The organism is Prevotella sp. oral taxon 376, assembly GCF_003043945.1.
Classification (GTDB): domain Bacteria; phylum Bacteroidota; class Bacteroidia; order Bacteroidales; family Bacteroidaceae; genus Prevotella.
In genome coordinates this window covers 1,752,689-1,768,882 of the sequence record NZ_PYXG01000001.1, presented here as the reverse complement: position 1 = coordinate 1,768,882, position 16,194 = coordinate 1,752,689, and the positions used below count along the sequence as shown (strand labels likewise).

Below are 16,194 nucleotides of genomic sequence, written 5' to 3'. Positions count from 1 at the left end.
CAGGTTTCTTTAAAAAAAAGTTTCAAAATCCGTGCAGTCTTTTAGGCATCATCCACTCCTTTTAATAAAAAAGAAAAATATATCTATGAATATAGATGTTGATATTGACGCATGTAAGCAAGGAGAACGAGAAGCTCTCGGAAATTTATATAAGGTATATTCTGACAGATTGATGAGAATATGCCTGCACTATGTGGCCGACGAAAGTGCGGCAGAAGATATTTTACACGACGCTTTTATCATCATCTTCACCTCCATAAAGACACTGAAAGACAGCTCAAAATTTGAGGGATGGATGATAACCATAGTAAGGAACCTTTCTCTGAGGTATCTGCAAAGCACAAAAGGAAATGAAATTCCTTTGTCTTATTTGGAGATAGATATTCCAGAAGAGGAAGAGATCGACGGGGAAGAAAAGAATATTGAACTGGAGCTATTGTTGTCGACGATAGAGTCCTTGCCAAAGGGAAGTCGGGAGATATTCAAACTCTCGGTTCTGGACGGTCTCTCCCATAAGGAAATCGGGGAACTACTTGGTATCAATCCGCACAGCTCCTCTTCCCAGTTGTCCAGGGCTAAGAGAATGCTGCGTACAATACTGATTAACTATTGGATGCTGTTCTTATTGGCAATTATGATTCCTGTCTATATCTATTTCGTAACGCGAGACAAGTCTGCTGAAATTTCCAATTATAAGCCCACTGTGGTAAACCCTCACAAGAATCAATCAAGGAGTGATCAAGAAATAAAAGATACACGGAAGATAAGGCAGCTGAAAGATTCTACCTCATCAAGCACTAATAGCGATGGTCGCAATGTTTGGGCGGGGACAACCACCCATACGGATCGTTTCTATCCGCAAGTTGAAACCGACAGCGTGGAAACTGAACAACAGACAGTACCATTTAATGTAGATGCCTTACAGAAGTACCTGACAACGGGTACCGGCATGGAGGATTCTTTATACCGCCTGCTGCAGATTCCTCAAAACAAGATGATGGCATCGAATGGAAATACAAACCTCAACATCGGTCATAAGAAGGAATATCCATGGACATTCAACTTCGGCTATTCTTCCAATGCCGGTGCAAATGAGACTATGTCAAATCTAAACTATCTGTCAGTGGTAGATTACGCTAACGGTGGCGCAGCGGCCAAATTATATACATGGAAAGATGTAGAGAACTATTATGCTCGAAACAATGCCCTGATGGATTCTGTGGAAAGAGCAAGAATGTCTTTGATGCTTCTTGATCATCCTATAGATGATAATAGCCCATTGGGAGAAGTCGCACATCATTATCGTCCCAAGACATTTAATCTCTCCATAAACAAGCAGTTAAGTCCAAGATGGACATTCGGAACAGGAGTTGCCTATACCAGACTAAAGTCTGAATTCGAAAGTGAATATCATAAAGCAAAACTGCTGAAAACCCAGAAGATAGATTATCTGGGCATACCTCTGCGATTAACCTACCGTATATGGGGTCAAAGACGATTCAACGCATACACAACAGGTGGCGTGATGTTTGAGATGCCTGTCCATAGTTCGCTTAATAAAAAGTTTATCATGGCAGCTGATTCATCATACACGCTAAGGAGCAACATCAAGGCTCGTTATCAGTGGTCCGTAAACTTAGGTATTGGTGTGCAATACAATATATTCAAGCCGTTCAGTCTGTACTTGGAACCCAACATGTTCTATTATTTCAGAAACGGCAGTGGTCTTGAAACCTACCGCACTGAGCATCCGTTCACGATAACAGTGCCTTTCGGACTGCGTCTCACTTGGTAAGTAATGAAAAATGAGCATATAGGATAAAAGTCATAAATTACGGTGCAGTCTTTTTACCGGTTTCCGCTCTTTTCTATAAAAGACAAAGCCAAAAAGAAAGAATGTATAGTATTTATGACTATATCCATCATGGAATAGTATTTGTCAACAATATGATACGCAGACAGCATAAGGAACTCACCTCTCTGATGATATATTCCACGACAAGCTGCCAGTCTCGTTGCAAGCACTGTTCCATATGGAAGAAACCTATCGTGAATTTAAGTTTGGATGATATAATCAATATAATGAACAGCAAATGCGTAACAAAGCGCACGATAATAGGCTTGGAAGGAGGAGAATTCATTCTGCATCCCGAAGCCGATAAGATACTGGGATGGTTTGACACGCATCATCCCAACTACACACTGCTGTCTAATTGCCTTGCAGCGAACAAGATCATATCATCCGTGAAAAACCATCATCCCAAGCACTTGTATATTTCGCTTGACGGCAATAAGGAAACTTATCGCTATATGCGTGGACGGGATGGGTATGACAACATTATTGAAGTAGTAGAGGCATGCAAGGATCTGGTGCCTGTCTCCCTGATGTTCTGCCTTTCCCCCTGGAATTCGTTTGAAGATATGAGGCATGTTATAGGTATTGCCAAGAAATATGGTATCGACATGCGCATCGGCATTTATAGTACGATATCATTTTTCGACACGACAAAAGATTTGATGGAAGCCGATGATATGGATTTCATCAGCCGGATACCGTCTTCCATACACCAGACGGACGAAAACTTTGACTTTGTCGCACTGTATGACGAGTGGAAGAATAGCAGATTGAAACTTCGGTGTCATAGCATTTTCAGTGAGTTGGTCATCCACTCCAATGGCGATGTTCCCTTGTGTCAAAACTTAAATGTAATTTTGGGAAATATACATGAAAACACGCTTGATGAGATATTCAACTCGCAAAAGACCTCTAAAATTCAATGGCGGCATTCCAAGGAATGTAATCAGTGCTGGATTAACTACCATCGGAAATATGATATTATCCTGTTGAGAAACTTGGAAAGAATACTGCCCAAACGAATGATTGAATTGTTCTATGGGAAATATCAATGGACAAACAACAGGAATATTACTTATAAAAAGCATTTCAAGAAAATAACCGCATAGGCAGAAAGTATGGGATATTTAGAACACATCATCGGCAGATATAAAAGTATGCGTAGTATGAGAGAGTTGGGCCATATCTACACCCGGCAATACGCGCTTGTAGGTTTTGGCAATCATTGCGTCAGCAATCTGCTGCCCGTCATGCAGTACCTTCAGTTACCGCTGAAATATGTTTGCTGTACTTCTGAGAAAAAGGCGAGGTTGATTTCTCAAAAGTATAAAGGAGTCAAGGGCACCACTTCTTTGCAAGATATTCTGAATGATGATATGGTTTCAGGCGTCTTTGTGGCTGCCCATCCACATTCACATTTTCAAATAGCAAGTGAGGTCATCAAAGCAGGGAAATCCTTATTCATAGAGAAACCACCGTGTAAGGATGAAGATGAGTTGAAATCACTGGTAGATACCGTTAAACTATATGGTTCAAAACATATCATGGTTGGATTGCAAAGACGCTTTGCCCCTGCTACCCAAATTCTGCAAAAACGGTTGAGGAATGATGGTAAGCGGCATTACCTTTATCGTTATCTGACAGGACTGTATCCGGAAGGTAATGCTTTGCTTGACTTGTTTATCCATCCACTCGACTATGCTGTGTTTCTCTTTGGCAAAGCAAAGGTAAAGATGGTAGATACAATAAGTAGTAAAGATGGCGGACAGACCTTGTTTCTTATGTTGGAACACCAAGATGTAACAGGTATGCTGGAACTTTCAACAGGCTATTCTTGGCAAGACGCGCAGGAGCAGTTAAGTATTAGTACGGACAAAGGGTTGTATATATTAGACAGAATGGAGAAACTTGATTTTTCTCCCAGACACTCTTCGATGTTTGGGATTCCATGGGAGAAAGTCTTTCGAAACAATGCCGCTGTCATCAATCTGTACGGAAGAAACGGCTTTGTTCCAACAGTGGGCAATAATCAAAGCGTCTCGCAGGGATTCTTCTCTGAGATTAAGACATTTGCCGACATGGTTGAAAACAGGTGTAAGAATGAAAATGTTTTTGGCTTGGAAAGTGTAAAGTCAACCTATTCACTTTTAAGTGAAATAGAAGCAGATATAAGCAAGATTTAGGTTGTACATGTATTTTCTTAGTAAGAAAGAAATAAAAAAAATAACTTGTCCGTTATATATTCAGAACTAAAAAGAGAGATTATGGTAGATTTAAAATCAGCAACTTTCTTAAAAATAGCTTTTTGTCTTTTTCTGATAACCGTGATGGGTATTATACCGATGAGTTGCAATGAAGAGAATACAGGAAGCAAATCCATTCCGAGTATGTCTTTGGCAGATTTTCCCGCACTGGACTGTTCAACCTCAACACAACCTCTTAGTGTGATTCTGGCATCAAAGGTTCTTGGACTTCCGTATCAATGGTGGCAAGATCAGGCCGTTACGCAAGTATGGTATGTTTCTATTGACTGGGGGAAAACCTCTCTCACAGAGTCTCAACGCGATCTTTTGAAAAGTAAACTTAACTGCAGTACAACACACGGGTCGTATATGAACCTGCTTGACGGTAAGGTGGAGCTTATTATTGCATCACGAGATATTTCAAGAGATGAACAAAAATATGCTGACAGCAAGAATGTTAAATTGATAACCCGCCCCATCGGTAAAGATGGCTTTATATTTATCATTAATAAAAACAATCCTGTCAACTCCTTATCCATCAAGCAAATTCAAGATATTTATACTGGCAGGATAGAAAACTGGAAAGATGTTGGGGGAAATGATGCAACCATAAATCCATATGTGAGGAATGCGAATTCCGGCAGTCAGGAGAAAATGGAGACCATGGTCATGCAAGGTCTTACTATAATAGGGAAACCCGGTATGGAAACAGGAACGATGGCCGGACCATTCTATGAGATACGCAAAGATGTGAACGGAATTGCTTACACACCTTTTTACTACTATAATATCATGACACGTGGTCAGGATTATGCCAAAGCAATTGGCATAGAAGGGGTTCTTCCCAACAAAAAGAGCATCAACAACGGGACCTATCCTTATGTCTCTGAAATCTTTGCTGCCATTAGGGCTGATACGAAACGCGACTCGTATGCTTATAAGCTTTTTGAATTTCTCACACAGAAAGAAGCTAGGTCCATCGTAGAAGAAAGTGGTTATGTGCCCTTAACCTCTACTACGAACATGAAAACTTCTTAATACTAAAAAACAAAGTAAAATATTTATATCAAATCTATCTAATTATGAAAAAGGTATCTTATAGTCTGATATGCCTCATAGGGCTATCGGCATGTTCTTCTGAGAATGTGGTCCTTGGCGGATTAAAAGTTTATGAAGTTTCAAATTCTACTTGTAAGGCATCTTTCTCCCAAACTGAGACACATAATGATTTCTATATGAAAGATTATGCCAGCCCTGCAACTCTTAACATTGAGTTGAAAACGGATGGGATAGCCCAATGTGTACTGGAAGATGTGAAAGCCAACTGTGCCGCAAGAAACATTTTTGTGAATGTAACCAATCAAGATCATCAAGTTATTCTTATTGTGTATCAAAATCCTCCTGAATCGTTAGCGGACTGTATCTGCAACTTTGATGTTAATTTCAAGATGAGCAAATTAGTTCCTGGAAATTACCACTTGAAAGTGTACTACGCTAAAACCAATATGGAATATGACGAGTCCAATATTGCATATGATGGTCAGGTCGTTCTTGTGCAGAATCAGAAAGTGAGCGTAACATTCAAATCTAAAATGATTTTGCCTGAAATGTAGAGATTGTTTTTAAATAGACAAGAGGTTTGTGAATGTAACTAATCAAGGGAATCAAATCACCCTTATCGTATCTCATAATAGCGACTTCAAGGATTGGACTTCCTGCATCTGCAATTATGATGTCAAAATCAAGATGAGCCACCCGCTGCCGGACAATTATCATCTGAAAGTCTATTATGCAGGAAGAGATATGAAATGTGATGAGGTTGATTTTGTATATAATGATCCGATTAGCATTGTACAGAACAAAAAGACGAGTGTGATTTTCAACTCAGCAAAGAGTCTTCCCATATATTAAAGGTAGAATTGTAAATACAGCCTATACCATACTATAACAACAGATTCGCTACATCTTAATTTATATTTACGCTCGTCAAGGCGAATCGTCTCGCCCCTTAACGCTAACCTTTTCGCAATAAGAGAATAGGGAATTTCAGTAATGAAATTCCCTATTTTGCTACTTTGTGACTCGCATGGGGCTCGAACCCATGACCCCCACATTAAAAGTGTGATGCTCTACCTGCTGAGCTAGCGAGTCTGTCTCCATCTTTCTTGCGAAAGCGAGTGCAAAGGTAGTATGTTTTTTCCAAACAGCCAAATTATTCTACTGTTTTTTGTTCTTTTTGTTTTATCTGCGGTTTTTCCCGTTCCTTTGTAACATACCGTTGCCAATAAGCGATAATCAAGGTGGTAAGAGGCAGGGCGATAATCAGTCCGATGAAGCCCAACAACGATCCCCACACGGAAAGCGAGAGCAGGAGTATCGCCGGGTTCAGTCCCATTGCTTTTCCCATAATCTTCGGAGTAACGATCATATCGGTGATAATCTGTACGACGACGAACAGCCCTACTGCCAATCCGAATACCAGCCAGAAGTTCTGTCCGGTCTCTGCAGACTTGAGCATGGCAAGGAATGCCGTTGGAATCAATGCGAAGGTGTGTAGATAAGGTACAAGGTCCATGATTCCTATCATAATTCCCAGACCGATTGCCATCGGAAAATCCATAATGGTGAAGCCGATGCAGAACATCACGCCCATACAGAAGGCTACCATCCCCTGACCACGGATATAATTATTCAGCTCGCGTTCCACATCCTTCATCAAACCTGACCAGAACGGGCGGACCTTTTTCGGAAAGATTCGAATCCAATTGTTCGTAAGCTCTTCGTAGTCCAGAAGAATAAAGAACATATACAGCAAGGTGATCATGGATGCCACGATGCTGATGACAATACTGGCCGTCTGCCCGAGAAAATCAAAAAGCCTGGGCATGGTCATCTTCACGGCATCGGTAAAGTCCTTGCTCCTGAAGAATCTCTCTATTGCTTCCTGGTTTTTTCCAATCCAGTCCGAAATGTATGCCGAGAGATCATTGGTATGAGTAGTATTATGCACCCACTGCGAAATCAGCTGTCCTAATTTCTGAAACTGCTCGATCATAGGAGGAACGATGAAGTATGTCAGCAGACCGATAACCGACACAACGAACACCATCGTGATGAAAATGGATAATGCACGAATCCTGACATGCATCTTATTCTCTACGAACTTCACGACAGGATAAAGCAGATAGGCAAAGAGCCATGCGATAAAAAATGGGAGCAATACCGCGCTCAGATAGTTTACAAAATAAAGTATGGTACAGACCAGAAGGATGATCCCCACCCATCTGACGAGCTTGTCAAGCGTTATTTTCTGCGGTTCCTGCATCTTCCTCACATTTTTCTTTCCCTACAGCTTTTTGATAACATTCACGGCACAGCGGCTCATATTCAGTCTTCTCACCAAGCATCACTTGCTTGTCGTTTTTCACCAGACGGTGGCTCGCATAGGCCAAGGCGCCACAGCGGACGCAGATGGCATGCACCTTTGTAACCTCGTCGGCTATGGCGCATAATGCCGGCATCGGCCCGAAGGGAACGCCTTTAAAATCCATGTCAAGGCCCGCTACAATCACACGCACTCCCTTATTAGCCAACTGGTTACAAACATCCACAAGTCCCTCGTCCAAAAACTGCGCCTCATCAATGCCCACCACCTCCATATCTGAAGAAAGCAGCAAGATCGTTGCCGATGAGTCGACGGGCGTACAAGGGATGATATTCTTATCGTGGCTGACCACATCCTCGTCGGAATATCGCTTATCAATCGAAGGTTTGAATATCTCAACACGCTGGCGGGCAAACTTTGCCCGCTTCATGCGCCGAATCAGTTCCTCGGTCTTGCCGGAAAACATTGACCCGCACACCACTTCTATTCTTCCGGGGCGGTGTGTTTCCCCGATGAGATTCTCCATCATTACGGTACAAATTTACAAAAGCGTTTTAAAAATTGCAAAGAAATGAGCGCTTTTTTTGTTTATGAAGATTAAATAACTATATTTGTATCAAATATGGGCACATTATATATTATACCTACCCCGGTAGGAAATATGGAGGACATGACGCTCCGCGCCATCCGCATCCTGAAAGAAGCCGATCTCGTTTTGGCTGAAGACACCCGCACATCGGGCATTCTGCTCAAGCACTTCGACATTCAGAATCACCTCATGTCGCACCATAAGTTCAACGAGCATGGCACCGCAGCCGGTATTGTAGAGCGACTGAAAGCCGGCCAGACCATTGCTCTCATCAGTGATGCCGGCACACCAGGCATCAGCGATCCGGGATTCCTTCTTGCCCGAGAGGCCGCAAGAGAGGGCGTCACGGTTCAAGCCCTGCCTGGTGCCACCGCATGTATTCCCGCCATCGTATCGTCGGGCCTGCCTTGCGACAGGTTCTGCTTTGAGGGCTTCCTGCCCCAGAAAAAGGGACGCCAGACCCATCTGGAATCACTCAAGAACGAGACGCGCACGATGGTATTCTATGAATCGCCTTATAGGTTGCTCAAGACTTTACAGCAGTTTTCCGAACATTTCGGCAGCGACCGTCAGGTGAGTGTGGCCCGCGAGATATCAAAAGTGCACGAAGAGCATATTCGTGGTACGCTGGAAGAAGTCATCCAGCACTTCACGGAAACAGCTCCACGAGGCGAAATCGTTATCGTTCTTGCGGGAAAGAATAATAAAGACAACAAACTTAAAAAGGAATAATCAAATGAAGAAAGTTATCTATTTCGTATGCCTGATAACGCTTGTGCTCACAGGCTGTACACAGAGGAAAGCCAGTACTTCCATCGACCCAGCAAATGACTCTCTCCAGCAGGTCATTGCTCAGAGAGACAATGAGATTAACGACATGATGGGGACTTTGAACGAAATCACTGAAGGATTCCGCCAGATCAACGAGGCCGAAAATCGGGTAAGCATCGTCAAGGACGGTGAGGGTACCAACAAGAAACAGCAGATCAAAGAGAACATTCAGTTTATCTCCAACACCATGCAGCGCAACCGTGAGCTCATCAAGAAGCTGCAGCAGCAGCTGCGCGACAGCCGCTTCAACGGTGGAGAGCTGAAAAAGACAATTGAGAACCTCACGCAGCAACTCGACGAGAAAAACCAGCAGCTCCAGCAGCTGCGCACCGAGCTCGACTCCAAGGACATACACATTGCCGAACTGGACGAGACGGTGAACAACCTCAACAGCAATGTCTCCAACCTGAAGACCGAGTCGGAGCAGAAGAGCCAGACCATCAGTGATCAAGACAAGCAACTCAACACTGCATGGTTCGTCTTCGGTACGAAGAAAGAACTGAAAGACCAGCATATTCTCGTAAACGGAAAGATTCTGGAATCTAACTTCAACAAGAACTACTTCACCAAGGTAGATATCCGCGTAGACAAGGAAATCAAGCTCTACTCCAAGTCGGCCCGGGTGCTCACCATGCACCCCTCAAGCAGCTACACGCTCAGCCGCGACGCGAATAACCAGTATGTCCTGCGCATCAACAACCCGCAGATATTCTGGTCAACGAGCAAGTATCTCGTGATCCTCGTCAAGTAGGCCACAAGGCTGAAAGATATCAAAGGGCTGCCGCTTTCTTGCGGCAGCCCTTTCTTCCTGCTCCCCGTTCTCCTGATGAGCCGGTGGGGCTTATTCTATTTCACGGACGGGAAACTCCCGCCCCGAGTTTACTCCACCTTGAATTTCAGGGCGGCATAAATATGGTGCCAGCCTAACCTGGAGTCCGCGTTTTTAGGGATGAAAGGCCTACCGTCTATCTCGCAGCGATAAGCCTCGTAGCGTGCCCTCCCGTAAATATGGGTGAACCATTTTACGGTGTGCGGCTTCTCGTCCTTGAAAATCTTCGGGCTGATCAGCTCTACCACATAGACCTCCTCCCTCGGTTCTATCTCAAAGTCGGTATCCCAAAGGTCATCGTCAAACCATATCAAGCGCATGACAACGCCCAAGGTGTCGCCGTAGGATTTGTCAAATAAATAATTGTCTGTAGGAAGCCAGAGCCAATCCGAATTTACAAATTCTTGCTGTTTGTGGTCGCTCTCACGATAGCAGTTTACTTTTATGATATCATTATCTGCATACCGCAGACCGGATGCAGGAGGCTCTACCAATTTCATCTTCTCTATCAGATTGCTGCCCTCGTCATCCTCAAATCTTACATATTGATTAAAAGGACAAATAGCTATACGCTCCCCTCCATTATTCTCATCGCTACAACCGCAGAGTAAGGGCAGACATGCGATTGTAAGTAGGAATAATCTTATTGCTTTCATCATCTTCATTGTTTTGTTATTGTTGAGGTTTTTAGTCTATATCGGAAGTTCCCGCTCCTTGTTGTCGGTGTGGCATCATCGTTGTATACGGGTTGCTCTTCTGCATTCAAGACATCGCTGAGGTAATAGCCATTCCTGCCTATTCCCCACCCCCAGTTACAGTGGATGTACTTAGAAGAGGTTCCCTTCTCAACTTTATCTATATATCCGTCTACGACCCAGGCATGTCCGTCTACATATTTGCGGAAGACGAAACCAACATGGAAATACCTGCCGTTTCCCCGCATTAAGATGATTTTGTTGCCACTCTTCAAATCTTTGATAACATTGTCTATGTTATATGGCTGGAGGTCAGTAGCAGCAAAGCCCTTTTCCTGCATTTTATCAACGGCACAGCCGGTATCAGCTCCCGTTCCCTCGGTTCCATAATCGGCGCCGATGGTTATGCCCCAATATCTCATGAGCCTTGCGACTTGTTCTATTGCGGCAGAGGTAATGGGGTGTCCCCCGGAAAACTTGCATTCTGCATTTATCAAATTCCAGTCAAGCGTAGCTTCCCCATGCTCGCCGTTGTCGTATGAATACGAAATGTGTGTCGGTTCCTCAAGGAAAGAGCAGATTTGGCTTACTGCAGTTGCGACACACCCTGTCAGGCAGCCATTACAATACAGATTGTAAAGTTCTCTTTGATGCCATTTTGTAACCAACAAAGGGAGCATGACCTCAAATTTATTTGGACGAGCCCCTCCTCCCCAGGCCCATAGGTCTCGCCAGGCCCTACTATGGCAGGAGTGGATGGATCTAACGGCAACACGGCTCCATCTAAATTAGAACGGTTATAGACAATCCGCTCGATTAATGCAGAGACAAACGCAAGGAAACCATTATTGGTGGTATCCTCCTCGTTGTATGAGTAGTTTCCGTCTTCAACCAGCGCATAAACGGATTGCTCCCTGTCGTCAGAGGCTGCAATGGCAAATCCACAGCTGTCCTCGAAATTCACGACATAGAACAGGGTGTCAAGATTGACAGAACTCCCTGTACTGCGTGTGGCTTTACCAGATAACGAGACGGCATTCACATCTGCAATTCTTATGTTCTTAAAGCCCGCTCTCGTGCGTGCATTTACATGAGAAACAAAGTCAAGAACATTTTCTTTCGCTTGTGTAACGCTGATACGATGCGAGGGGAGAATGCTCGAAACAGGAGCTTCCTCGACATCATTACTACATGACATTAATCCCAATAGGACAAATGGCAACAAGAAAAGTTTTTTTATTTTCATAGTGTAGGAGTTTTAGTTATCAGCACAAATATACGAAATAATTGAAGAACTTATCACTTTATTTAAGAAAGATTTACCGTTTTAACTCGTTTTAAACAAGTTAAAAATCTCTGGGCAAGATGCTTGATGCTGGCAGCCCCTTCTTCTTGCTCCCCGTTCTCTTGATGAGCCGACGGGGCTTGCCATGGCATAAAACAGGGAAAAAGCGGGGGGTGAGCAGCAAGCTTTGCTATTCGAAACAGAAAGGACTGAGCGCAAGGCAGGGGAACAAGAAGCCCTCTCCTTCCCCTCTACGGGAGGGGGACAGGAGGCCGCCAGGTAAAAGGCGGCTAAAAGCTCGCCTTCTAACGGCTAAAAGGTGAGTAAAAGACGGCTAAAAGCTTTCCTTTTAACGGCTAAAAGGAAAACCACCCCACAGCCCTCCCCTACAGAGGGAGAGCGGAGTCCTCCCCTATCCGTTCATGCAGGAAGGAGAAAGGCAGGATTACGCCGCCGGAAAATCCAACAGACGGGTAGAGTGAATTTGCCCTTGCCTGCCATATTTATCCATCCTCGACATTAGCCTGCCGACCCCTAAGACAAGCTTTTGAGAGCTACGGTATGCGCTACCGCCTCTCCCTGAAGAAATCCTGCACGATGCGGCGGCACTCATCCTCAAGGATTCCCCTCGTAACCGTCGCCTTGGAATGCAGCGCACGGGGGGCAAAGGTCTGGTAGCCTCGCTTCTCGTCGGACGCTCCATACACTATCCGGCCTATCTGCGCCCACCCGATGGCACCGGCGCACATCACGCACGGCTCCACCGTTACATACAGGGTGCACTGCCGCAGATACTTCCCGCCCAGCATGTCGGCGGCTGCCGTGATGGCCTGCATCTCCGCATGGGCCGTTACATCGCGGAGGGTCTCAGTGAGATTGTGCGCCCGCGAGATGACTCTCTCCCCCGCCACGACGACCGCCCCGATGGGAACCTCGCCCTCGCGCCTTGCCGCCTCGGCCTCCTGCAACGCCTTGCGCATGTAGAATTCGTCTTTTTTCAATTGTTCGTCCGCACTCGTCATATTTCCCGTTTTTTGCAAAAATACACAAAACCACCGTAAAACACGCAACTTCCATATATGTTTCTTGTTTATTTAAAATAATCTTATTATCCTTGCACCCGTATTAAACTCAATTATCTCTCTTTACGGGAAAGACGGAGAAACTTTCCTTTTAGCCGTTAAAAGCCCGCCTTTTAGCCGTTAGAAGCTCGCCTTTTAGCCGTTAGAAGCCCGCCTTTTAACCGCCTTTTACTTTCAGCCGGGCGCAAGACCGACGACCTGGACGCCATCATCCGGAACCTTTATCCCGACGCCAAGGTATATGCCAGCAACCTGCCTTTCATCACCATAGCCCTGCGCAACCCCGACACCGGCCCGCGGCGTTAGCGTTACTCATCGTGGAATGACATCGCCCCTCCTGCCTTTCAAGGACAAGGGAGGGGCGCTACGGAAGGCCGGACGGACCAAGCCCGCCCGGCCATGCCATATAGGTTCATGGAATAGATTATCTTATGCGATCCGAAAACACAGCAGAGAGCTGAACTTACGACACAGCCGGGGGAAACGCCCTAAGGTCTGCCCCATGAGCCCCCAGCGGCCGCGGAAGAACTCCATGTACGACCGCTGTTCTATCAGGTGCAGCCGCGGATTCCACGCCTCCACCTCCCAGCCGCTTTCCACGCCGCTGCGTATCTGTGCCTGGAAGTCTCTCATAGAGTCGGGGCGTATGCCGCGCCGGACCATCAGCGGTCCGCAGACATCGAAACTCACCTCGCCCTCCGCGAATCGGTCGGTAATGGCCGTCAGCAATCCCCTCACCTGCTCTTCCGTGAAATACATCAGCACGCCCTCGGCGATAAAGAGGAACTGCGCGCCTGGATGGCGCTCCTTGAGCATGTCGAGCCAATCGGTCTCCAGCAGCGAGCCCTCGATATAGTGATCTTCGCCCTCCTCGGGAATCAGCTTGCGACGCAAGTCCATCAGCTCGGGCAAGTCCAGCTCGTAGAAGACGGCGTTCCGCCTATCGCTCACGCGCTGGTAACGCGTGTCGAGACCGCATCCGATGCTGACCACCACGGGCTGCGCATGCTCATGGATGAACTTCTGGGTCCGCCCGTCGTAATAGCGTCCGCGTACCACACAGCCCATATAGCTCATCGGAGCATTATCAAGGCCGTTGAAATCATAGTCTATCCCCGCGATGATGCGCTCTGCCAGCGGGTCTTTCAAGATGGCATCCTCTCGACGACTCTCTTTCGCCCGCATATAGAGGGGAATGAGAGTGGTCTCCACCACGGCATTATCAAACCGCATCATGCGCCATCCGACTTAGCGTATCTCACGGACTGCACGGCGAGAATGACACCCACGACGGCCATCAGGGGCATCACCGTGAGCTGTACGGGGTTGAAACCCTCTGCCCACTCCCCCATGTGAAGGATGCAGAACACGCCGTAGAGACTGGCGAGCACGGCATTGGCCACACGCACGCCCTTGCCCTTGCCGTAGGTAAGAAGCAGGATGGCAACCACGGGCAGCAGGTAGGTGATTGCCGCCATGAAAGCTATCATGCCCGCGGGAGCCGATCCGGCAGGTATGGCAACGATGCTCTGCCCCCAAAACGCGGGCAGCATCTCAGTTTGTGAATGGGCAATGAAGCCCAGAACGATGAGCGTCCAAAGCAAGATGATTTCTGTTTGTTTTGTCATAACGAAACTGATTTAGGTCGGAGCAATATTACTCTGATACAAAAATACGAATCATTCTCAAAGTCCGCAATACTTAAAAATGGTGATTTCCACCTTGGTTCCCAAGACTTCCTGTCGTGCTCAGACGACCGCCTCGGCTTTCTGAATGCCACGAAAGGAAAGCCGTGCCAGGGATTCCCGTGGCACGGCTGCTCTCCATAAGCCAAAGAAGCGTCAATCCCAGTTAGGATTCTGCTTCAATACGCCCTTTGACAAGTCGATCTCCTCGAGCGGAATCGCCCACAGATAGTCGCGGGCCGGATTGAACTTGCGATTCTCCACAAGGAACTTCTCGCCGTTGGGACGCATGCCGTAGACAGGCTTCGTTACGGCAGCCTCCGTGGTCTTATAGCTCCGGGTGTCGAACAAGTGAATGCCCTCGAAGGCCAGTTCCAGACGGCGCTCCAGCCTGATGGCCGTGCGCATCTCATCCTTTGACAGGCCAGAGGCAAGCCCAGGCAGGTTGACACTCTTTCGCTGACGGATGGCATTCACGGCATCATAAACCGCTTTGTCAGGAGCCGCGAGCTGCTCGTTGCGGGCTTCCGCATAGGTGAGCAAGACCTCCGCATAGCGGATAAAGATGAAATTGGTCCAGTCGTAATTATTGATTCCGTCGTTGTCGGGGTTCATATACTTACGCATAGAGTAACCTGTACGGGTATGGTTGCCGTCGCCGATGCTCCCCGTGGTATATGTGTGCCCGGCGATGGTGCTTCCGTTCCAGAGTACGGAGGCAGCCAGACGGGGGTCTCTGTTCGCAAAGGGATGAGCCGGGTCATAGAGACTGGACTCGCTGATAGACTTGCCGTCGGTACAGGGATAGGCGTCTACCATGTCCTGCGTCGGCGACAAAGCCTCCCAGCCGCCCATGACAATGGGAGCGAAGAACAGGCCGATCCTGCTTCCTTCCCTGGAATTCTTGGGGTTCTCCAAATATTCACGGTCGAAGATAATCTCGTTGCAGGTCTCGGCAACGGGCTGGAACAGGTTCGCGTAATCGTCATAGAGACCATACTTGCCCATGTCCATCACCTTCTTGGCAGCCTTCTCGGCCTCATCATACTTGTGGGCATAGAAGGCCAGACGGGCCTTGAGGGCATAGCAGGCTCCCGCGCTGGGCTTGCCATGGTCGTCGTCCTGACGGATATCAGGCAACACAGGAGCTGCCTTGTCGAGCAAGTCCACTATATACTTATAGGTATCCTCCTCCGAGGTGCGTGCCGGCATGGGCTCTCTCAAGGCCAACGGATGGTCGGGGACAGGCACGCCACCCATGTATTTCAACAGGGTGGAATAGAAGAAAGCTTCCAAGAACTGCACCTCGCCCGTGAGTTCGGCCTTGTCGGCATCGCTCATCGGCACCTCGCCTATATGCTGGTAGAACACCAGGCAGCGGCGTATGCCGGCATAGGCCGCGTCCCAAAGCTGCTTGAAATGGGGATTGCCCGATACAGCCGTGCCGGCAGACAGGGATCCCTGCTCTGCCCCCACATGCACGGGAACGGCATTGTCCGTATAGCAATCGGTCATGATCGTGTGGTTTTCCGGTTCCACCAGGAAAAGGTAAATGCCGTTTACAAATTCCTCTGCTTCCGCAGCTGACTTCCAAAAAGAACCGTCCGATTGCTGGTCGGTAGGCATACGCTCCAGAAAACTGTCGTTGCACGAAGTGAAAAGCGCCATGATCAACAGGCAAGCTGTGATACTATATTTTATCTTCATGATTGTAA

Annotated in this window: 17 protein-coding genes and 1 tRNA gene; 8 read left to right on the top strand and 10 right to left on the bottom strand. The window is 46.8% G+C overall.

The annotated features are described in order from the left end of the window. The first annotated feature begins 85 nt into the window (after window positions 1–85). From C7120_RS07740 to C7120_RS07715, 6 genes are all read left to right on the top strand, one after another. Window positions 86–1,795: a sigma-70 family RNA polymerase sigma factor gene (locus tag C7120_RS07740; RefSeq protein WP_107621050.1), complete on the top strand. Its 1,710-nt coding sequence runs from the start codon at window positions 86–88 to the stop codon at window positions 1,793–1,795. Window positions 1,796–1,896: 101 nt separating this feature from the next. Then, window positions 1,897–2,964 carry an SPASM domain-containing protein gene (locus C7120_RS07735; RefSeq protein WP_107621049.1) on the top strand — a complete coding sequence of 356 codons (1,068 nt, stop codon included), beginning with the start codon at window positions 1,897–1,899 and terminating at the stop codon, window positions 2,962–2,964. A gap of 9 nt (window positions 2,965–2,973) precedes the next feature. Continuing rightward, a complete protein-coding gene (locus C7120_RS07730; protein ID WP_107621048.1) occupies window positions 2,974–4,038 on the top strand; it encodes a Gfo/Idh/MocA family protein in 1,065 nt (354 codons plus the stop codon). Between the two features lie 81 nt (window positions 4,039–4,119). Next, the gene (locus C7120_RS07725) at window positions 4,120–5,136 is read left to right on the top strand and encodes a PstS family phosphate ABC transporter substrate-binding protein (protein ID WP_107621438.1); all 1,017 of its coding nucleotides are present in this window, start codon (window positions 4,120–4,122) and stop codon (window positions 5,134–5,136) included. Window positions 5,137–5,180: 44 nt separating this feature from the next. Beyond that, window positions 5,181–5,711 (top strand): hypothetical protein, encoded by a 531-nt coding sequence (locus tag C7120_RS07720; protein ID WP_107621047.1) that lies wholly within the window; start codon window positions 5,181–5,183, stop codon window positions 5,709–5,711. A 28-nt stretch (window positions 5,712–5,739) separates the two neighbouring features. After that, a complete protein-coding gene (locus tag C7120_RS07715; protein WP_107621046.1) occupies window positions 5,740–6,009 on the top strand; it encodes a hypothetical protein in 270 nt (89 codons plus the stop codon). A 167-nt stretch (window positions 6,010–6,176) separates the two neighbouring features. On the opposite strand, the gene C7120_RS07710 is transcribed toward C7120_RS07715, so the two are convergent. The 3 genes from C7120_RS07710 to C7120_RS07700 all read right to left on the bottom strand — a co-directional run bounded on the left by C7120_RS07710 (window position 6,177) and on the right by C7120_RS07700 (window position 8,012). After that, a tRNA-Lys gene (locus C7120_RS07710) sits at window positions 6,177–6,249 on the bottom strand. 61 nt (window positions 6,250–6,310) lie between these two features. Then, a complete protein-coding gene (locus tag C7120_RS07705) occupies window positions 6,311–7,423 on the bottom strand; it encodes an AI-2E family transporter (RefSeq protein WP_107621045.1) in 1,113 nt (370 codons plus the stop codon). Further along, window positions 7,395–8,012 carry a thymidine kinase gene (locus C7120_RS07700; protein ID WP_107621044.1) on the bottom strand — a complete coding sequence of 206 codons (618 nt, stop codon included), beginning with the start codon at window positions 8,010–8,012 and terminating at the stop codon, window positions 7,395–7,397. Before C7120_RS07700 ends, C7120_RS07705 begins: the two co-directional genes overlap by 29 nt. Window positions 8,013–8,105: 93 nt before the next feature. Here C7120_RS07700 and rsmI point away from each other — a divergent pair, with 93 nt between their 5' ends. Further along, entirely contained in the window at window positions 8,106–8,804 is a 699-nt protein-coding gene (rsmI, locus tag C7120_RS07695; RefSeq protein WP_107621043.1) for a 16S rRNA (cytidine(1402)-2'-O)-methyltransferase, read from the top strand. A 4-nt stretch (window positions 8,805–8,808) separates the two neighbouring features. After that, window positions 8,809–9,654: a hypothetical protein gene (locus C7120_RS07690; RefSeq protein WP_107621042.1), complete on the top strand. Its 846-nt coding sequence runs from the start codon at window positions 8,809–8,811 to the stop codon at window positions 9,652–9,654. Window positions 9,655–9,782: 128 nt separating this feature from the next. Here the strand turns inward: C7120_RS07690 and C7120_RS07685 are convergent, their stop codons facing one another. From C7120_RS07685 to C7120_RS07655, 7 genes are all read right to left on the bottom strand, one after another. Then, on the bottom strand, window positions 9,783–10,391 hold the full coding sequence (locus C7120_RS07685; RefSeq protein WP_146154219.1) for a hypothetical protein: 609 nt from the start codon (window positions 10,389–10,391) through the stop codon (window positions 9,783–9,785). Between the two features lie 2 nt (window positions 10,392–10,393). Continuing rightward, the gene (locus tag C7120_RS07680) at window positions 10,394–11,107 is read right to left on the bottom strand and encodes a C10 family peptidase (RefSeq protein WP_107621040.1); all 714 of its coding nucleotides are present in this window, start codon (window positions 11,105–11,107) and stop codon (window positions 10,394–10,396) included. Beyond that, window positions 11,038–11,625 carry a Spi family protease inhibitor gene (locus C7120_RS07675; protein ID WP_233247043.1) on the bottom strand — a complete coding sequence of 196 codons (588 nt, stop codon included), beginning with the start codon at window positions 11,623–11,625 and terminating at the stop codon, window positions 11,038–11,040. Before C7120_RS07675 ends, C7120_RS07680 begins: the two co-directional genes overlap by 70 nt. 653 nt (window positions 11,626–12,278) lie before the next feature. Next, on the bottom strand, window positions 12,279–12,734 hold the full coding sequence (locus tag C7120_RS07670; protein WP_107621038.1) for a nucleoside deaminase: 456 nt from the start codon (window positions 12,732–12,734) through the stop codon (window positions 12,279–12,281). 489 nt (window positions 12,735–13,223) lie between these two features. Then, window positions 13,224–14,030: a class I SAM-dependent methyltransferase gene (locus C7120_RS07665; protein ID WP_369916850.1), complete on the bottom strand. Its 807-nt coding sequence runs from the start codon at window positions 14,028–14,030 to the stop codon at window positions 13,224–13,226. Then, window positions 14,027–14,422: a hypothetical protein gene (locus C7120_RS07660; protein WP_107621037.1), complete on the bottom strand. Its 396-nt coding sequence runs from the start codon at window positions 14,420–14,422 to the stop codon at window positions 14,027–14,029. Before C7120_RS07660 ends, C7120_RS07665 begins: the two co-directional genes overlap by 4 nt. 213 nt (window positions 14,423–14,635) lie before the next feature. Beyond that, window positions 14,636–16,186: a RagB/SusD family nutrient uptake outer membrane protein gene (locus C7120_RS07655; RefSeq protein ID WP_107621036.1), complete on the bottom strand. Its 1,551-nt coding sequence runs from the start codon at window positions 16,184–16,186 to the stop codon at window positions 14,636–14,638. Window positions 16,187–16,194: the final 8 nt, after the last annotated feature.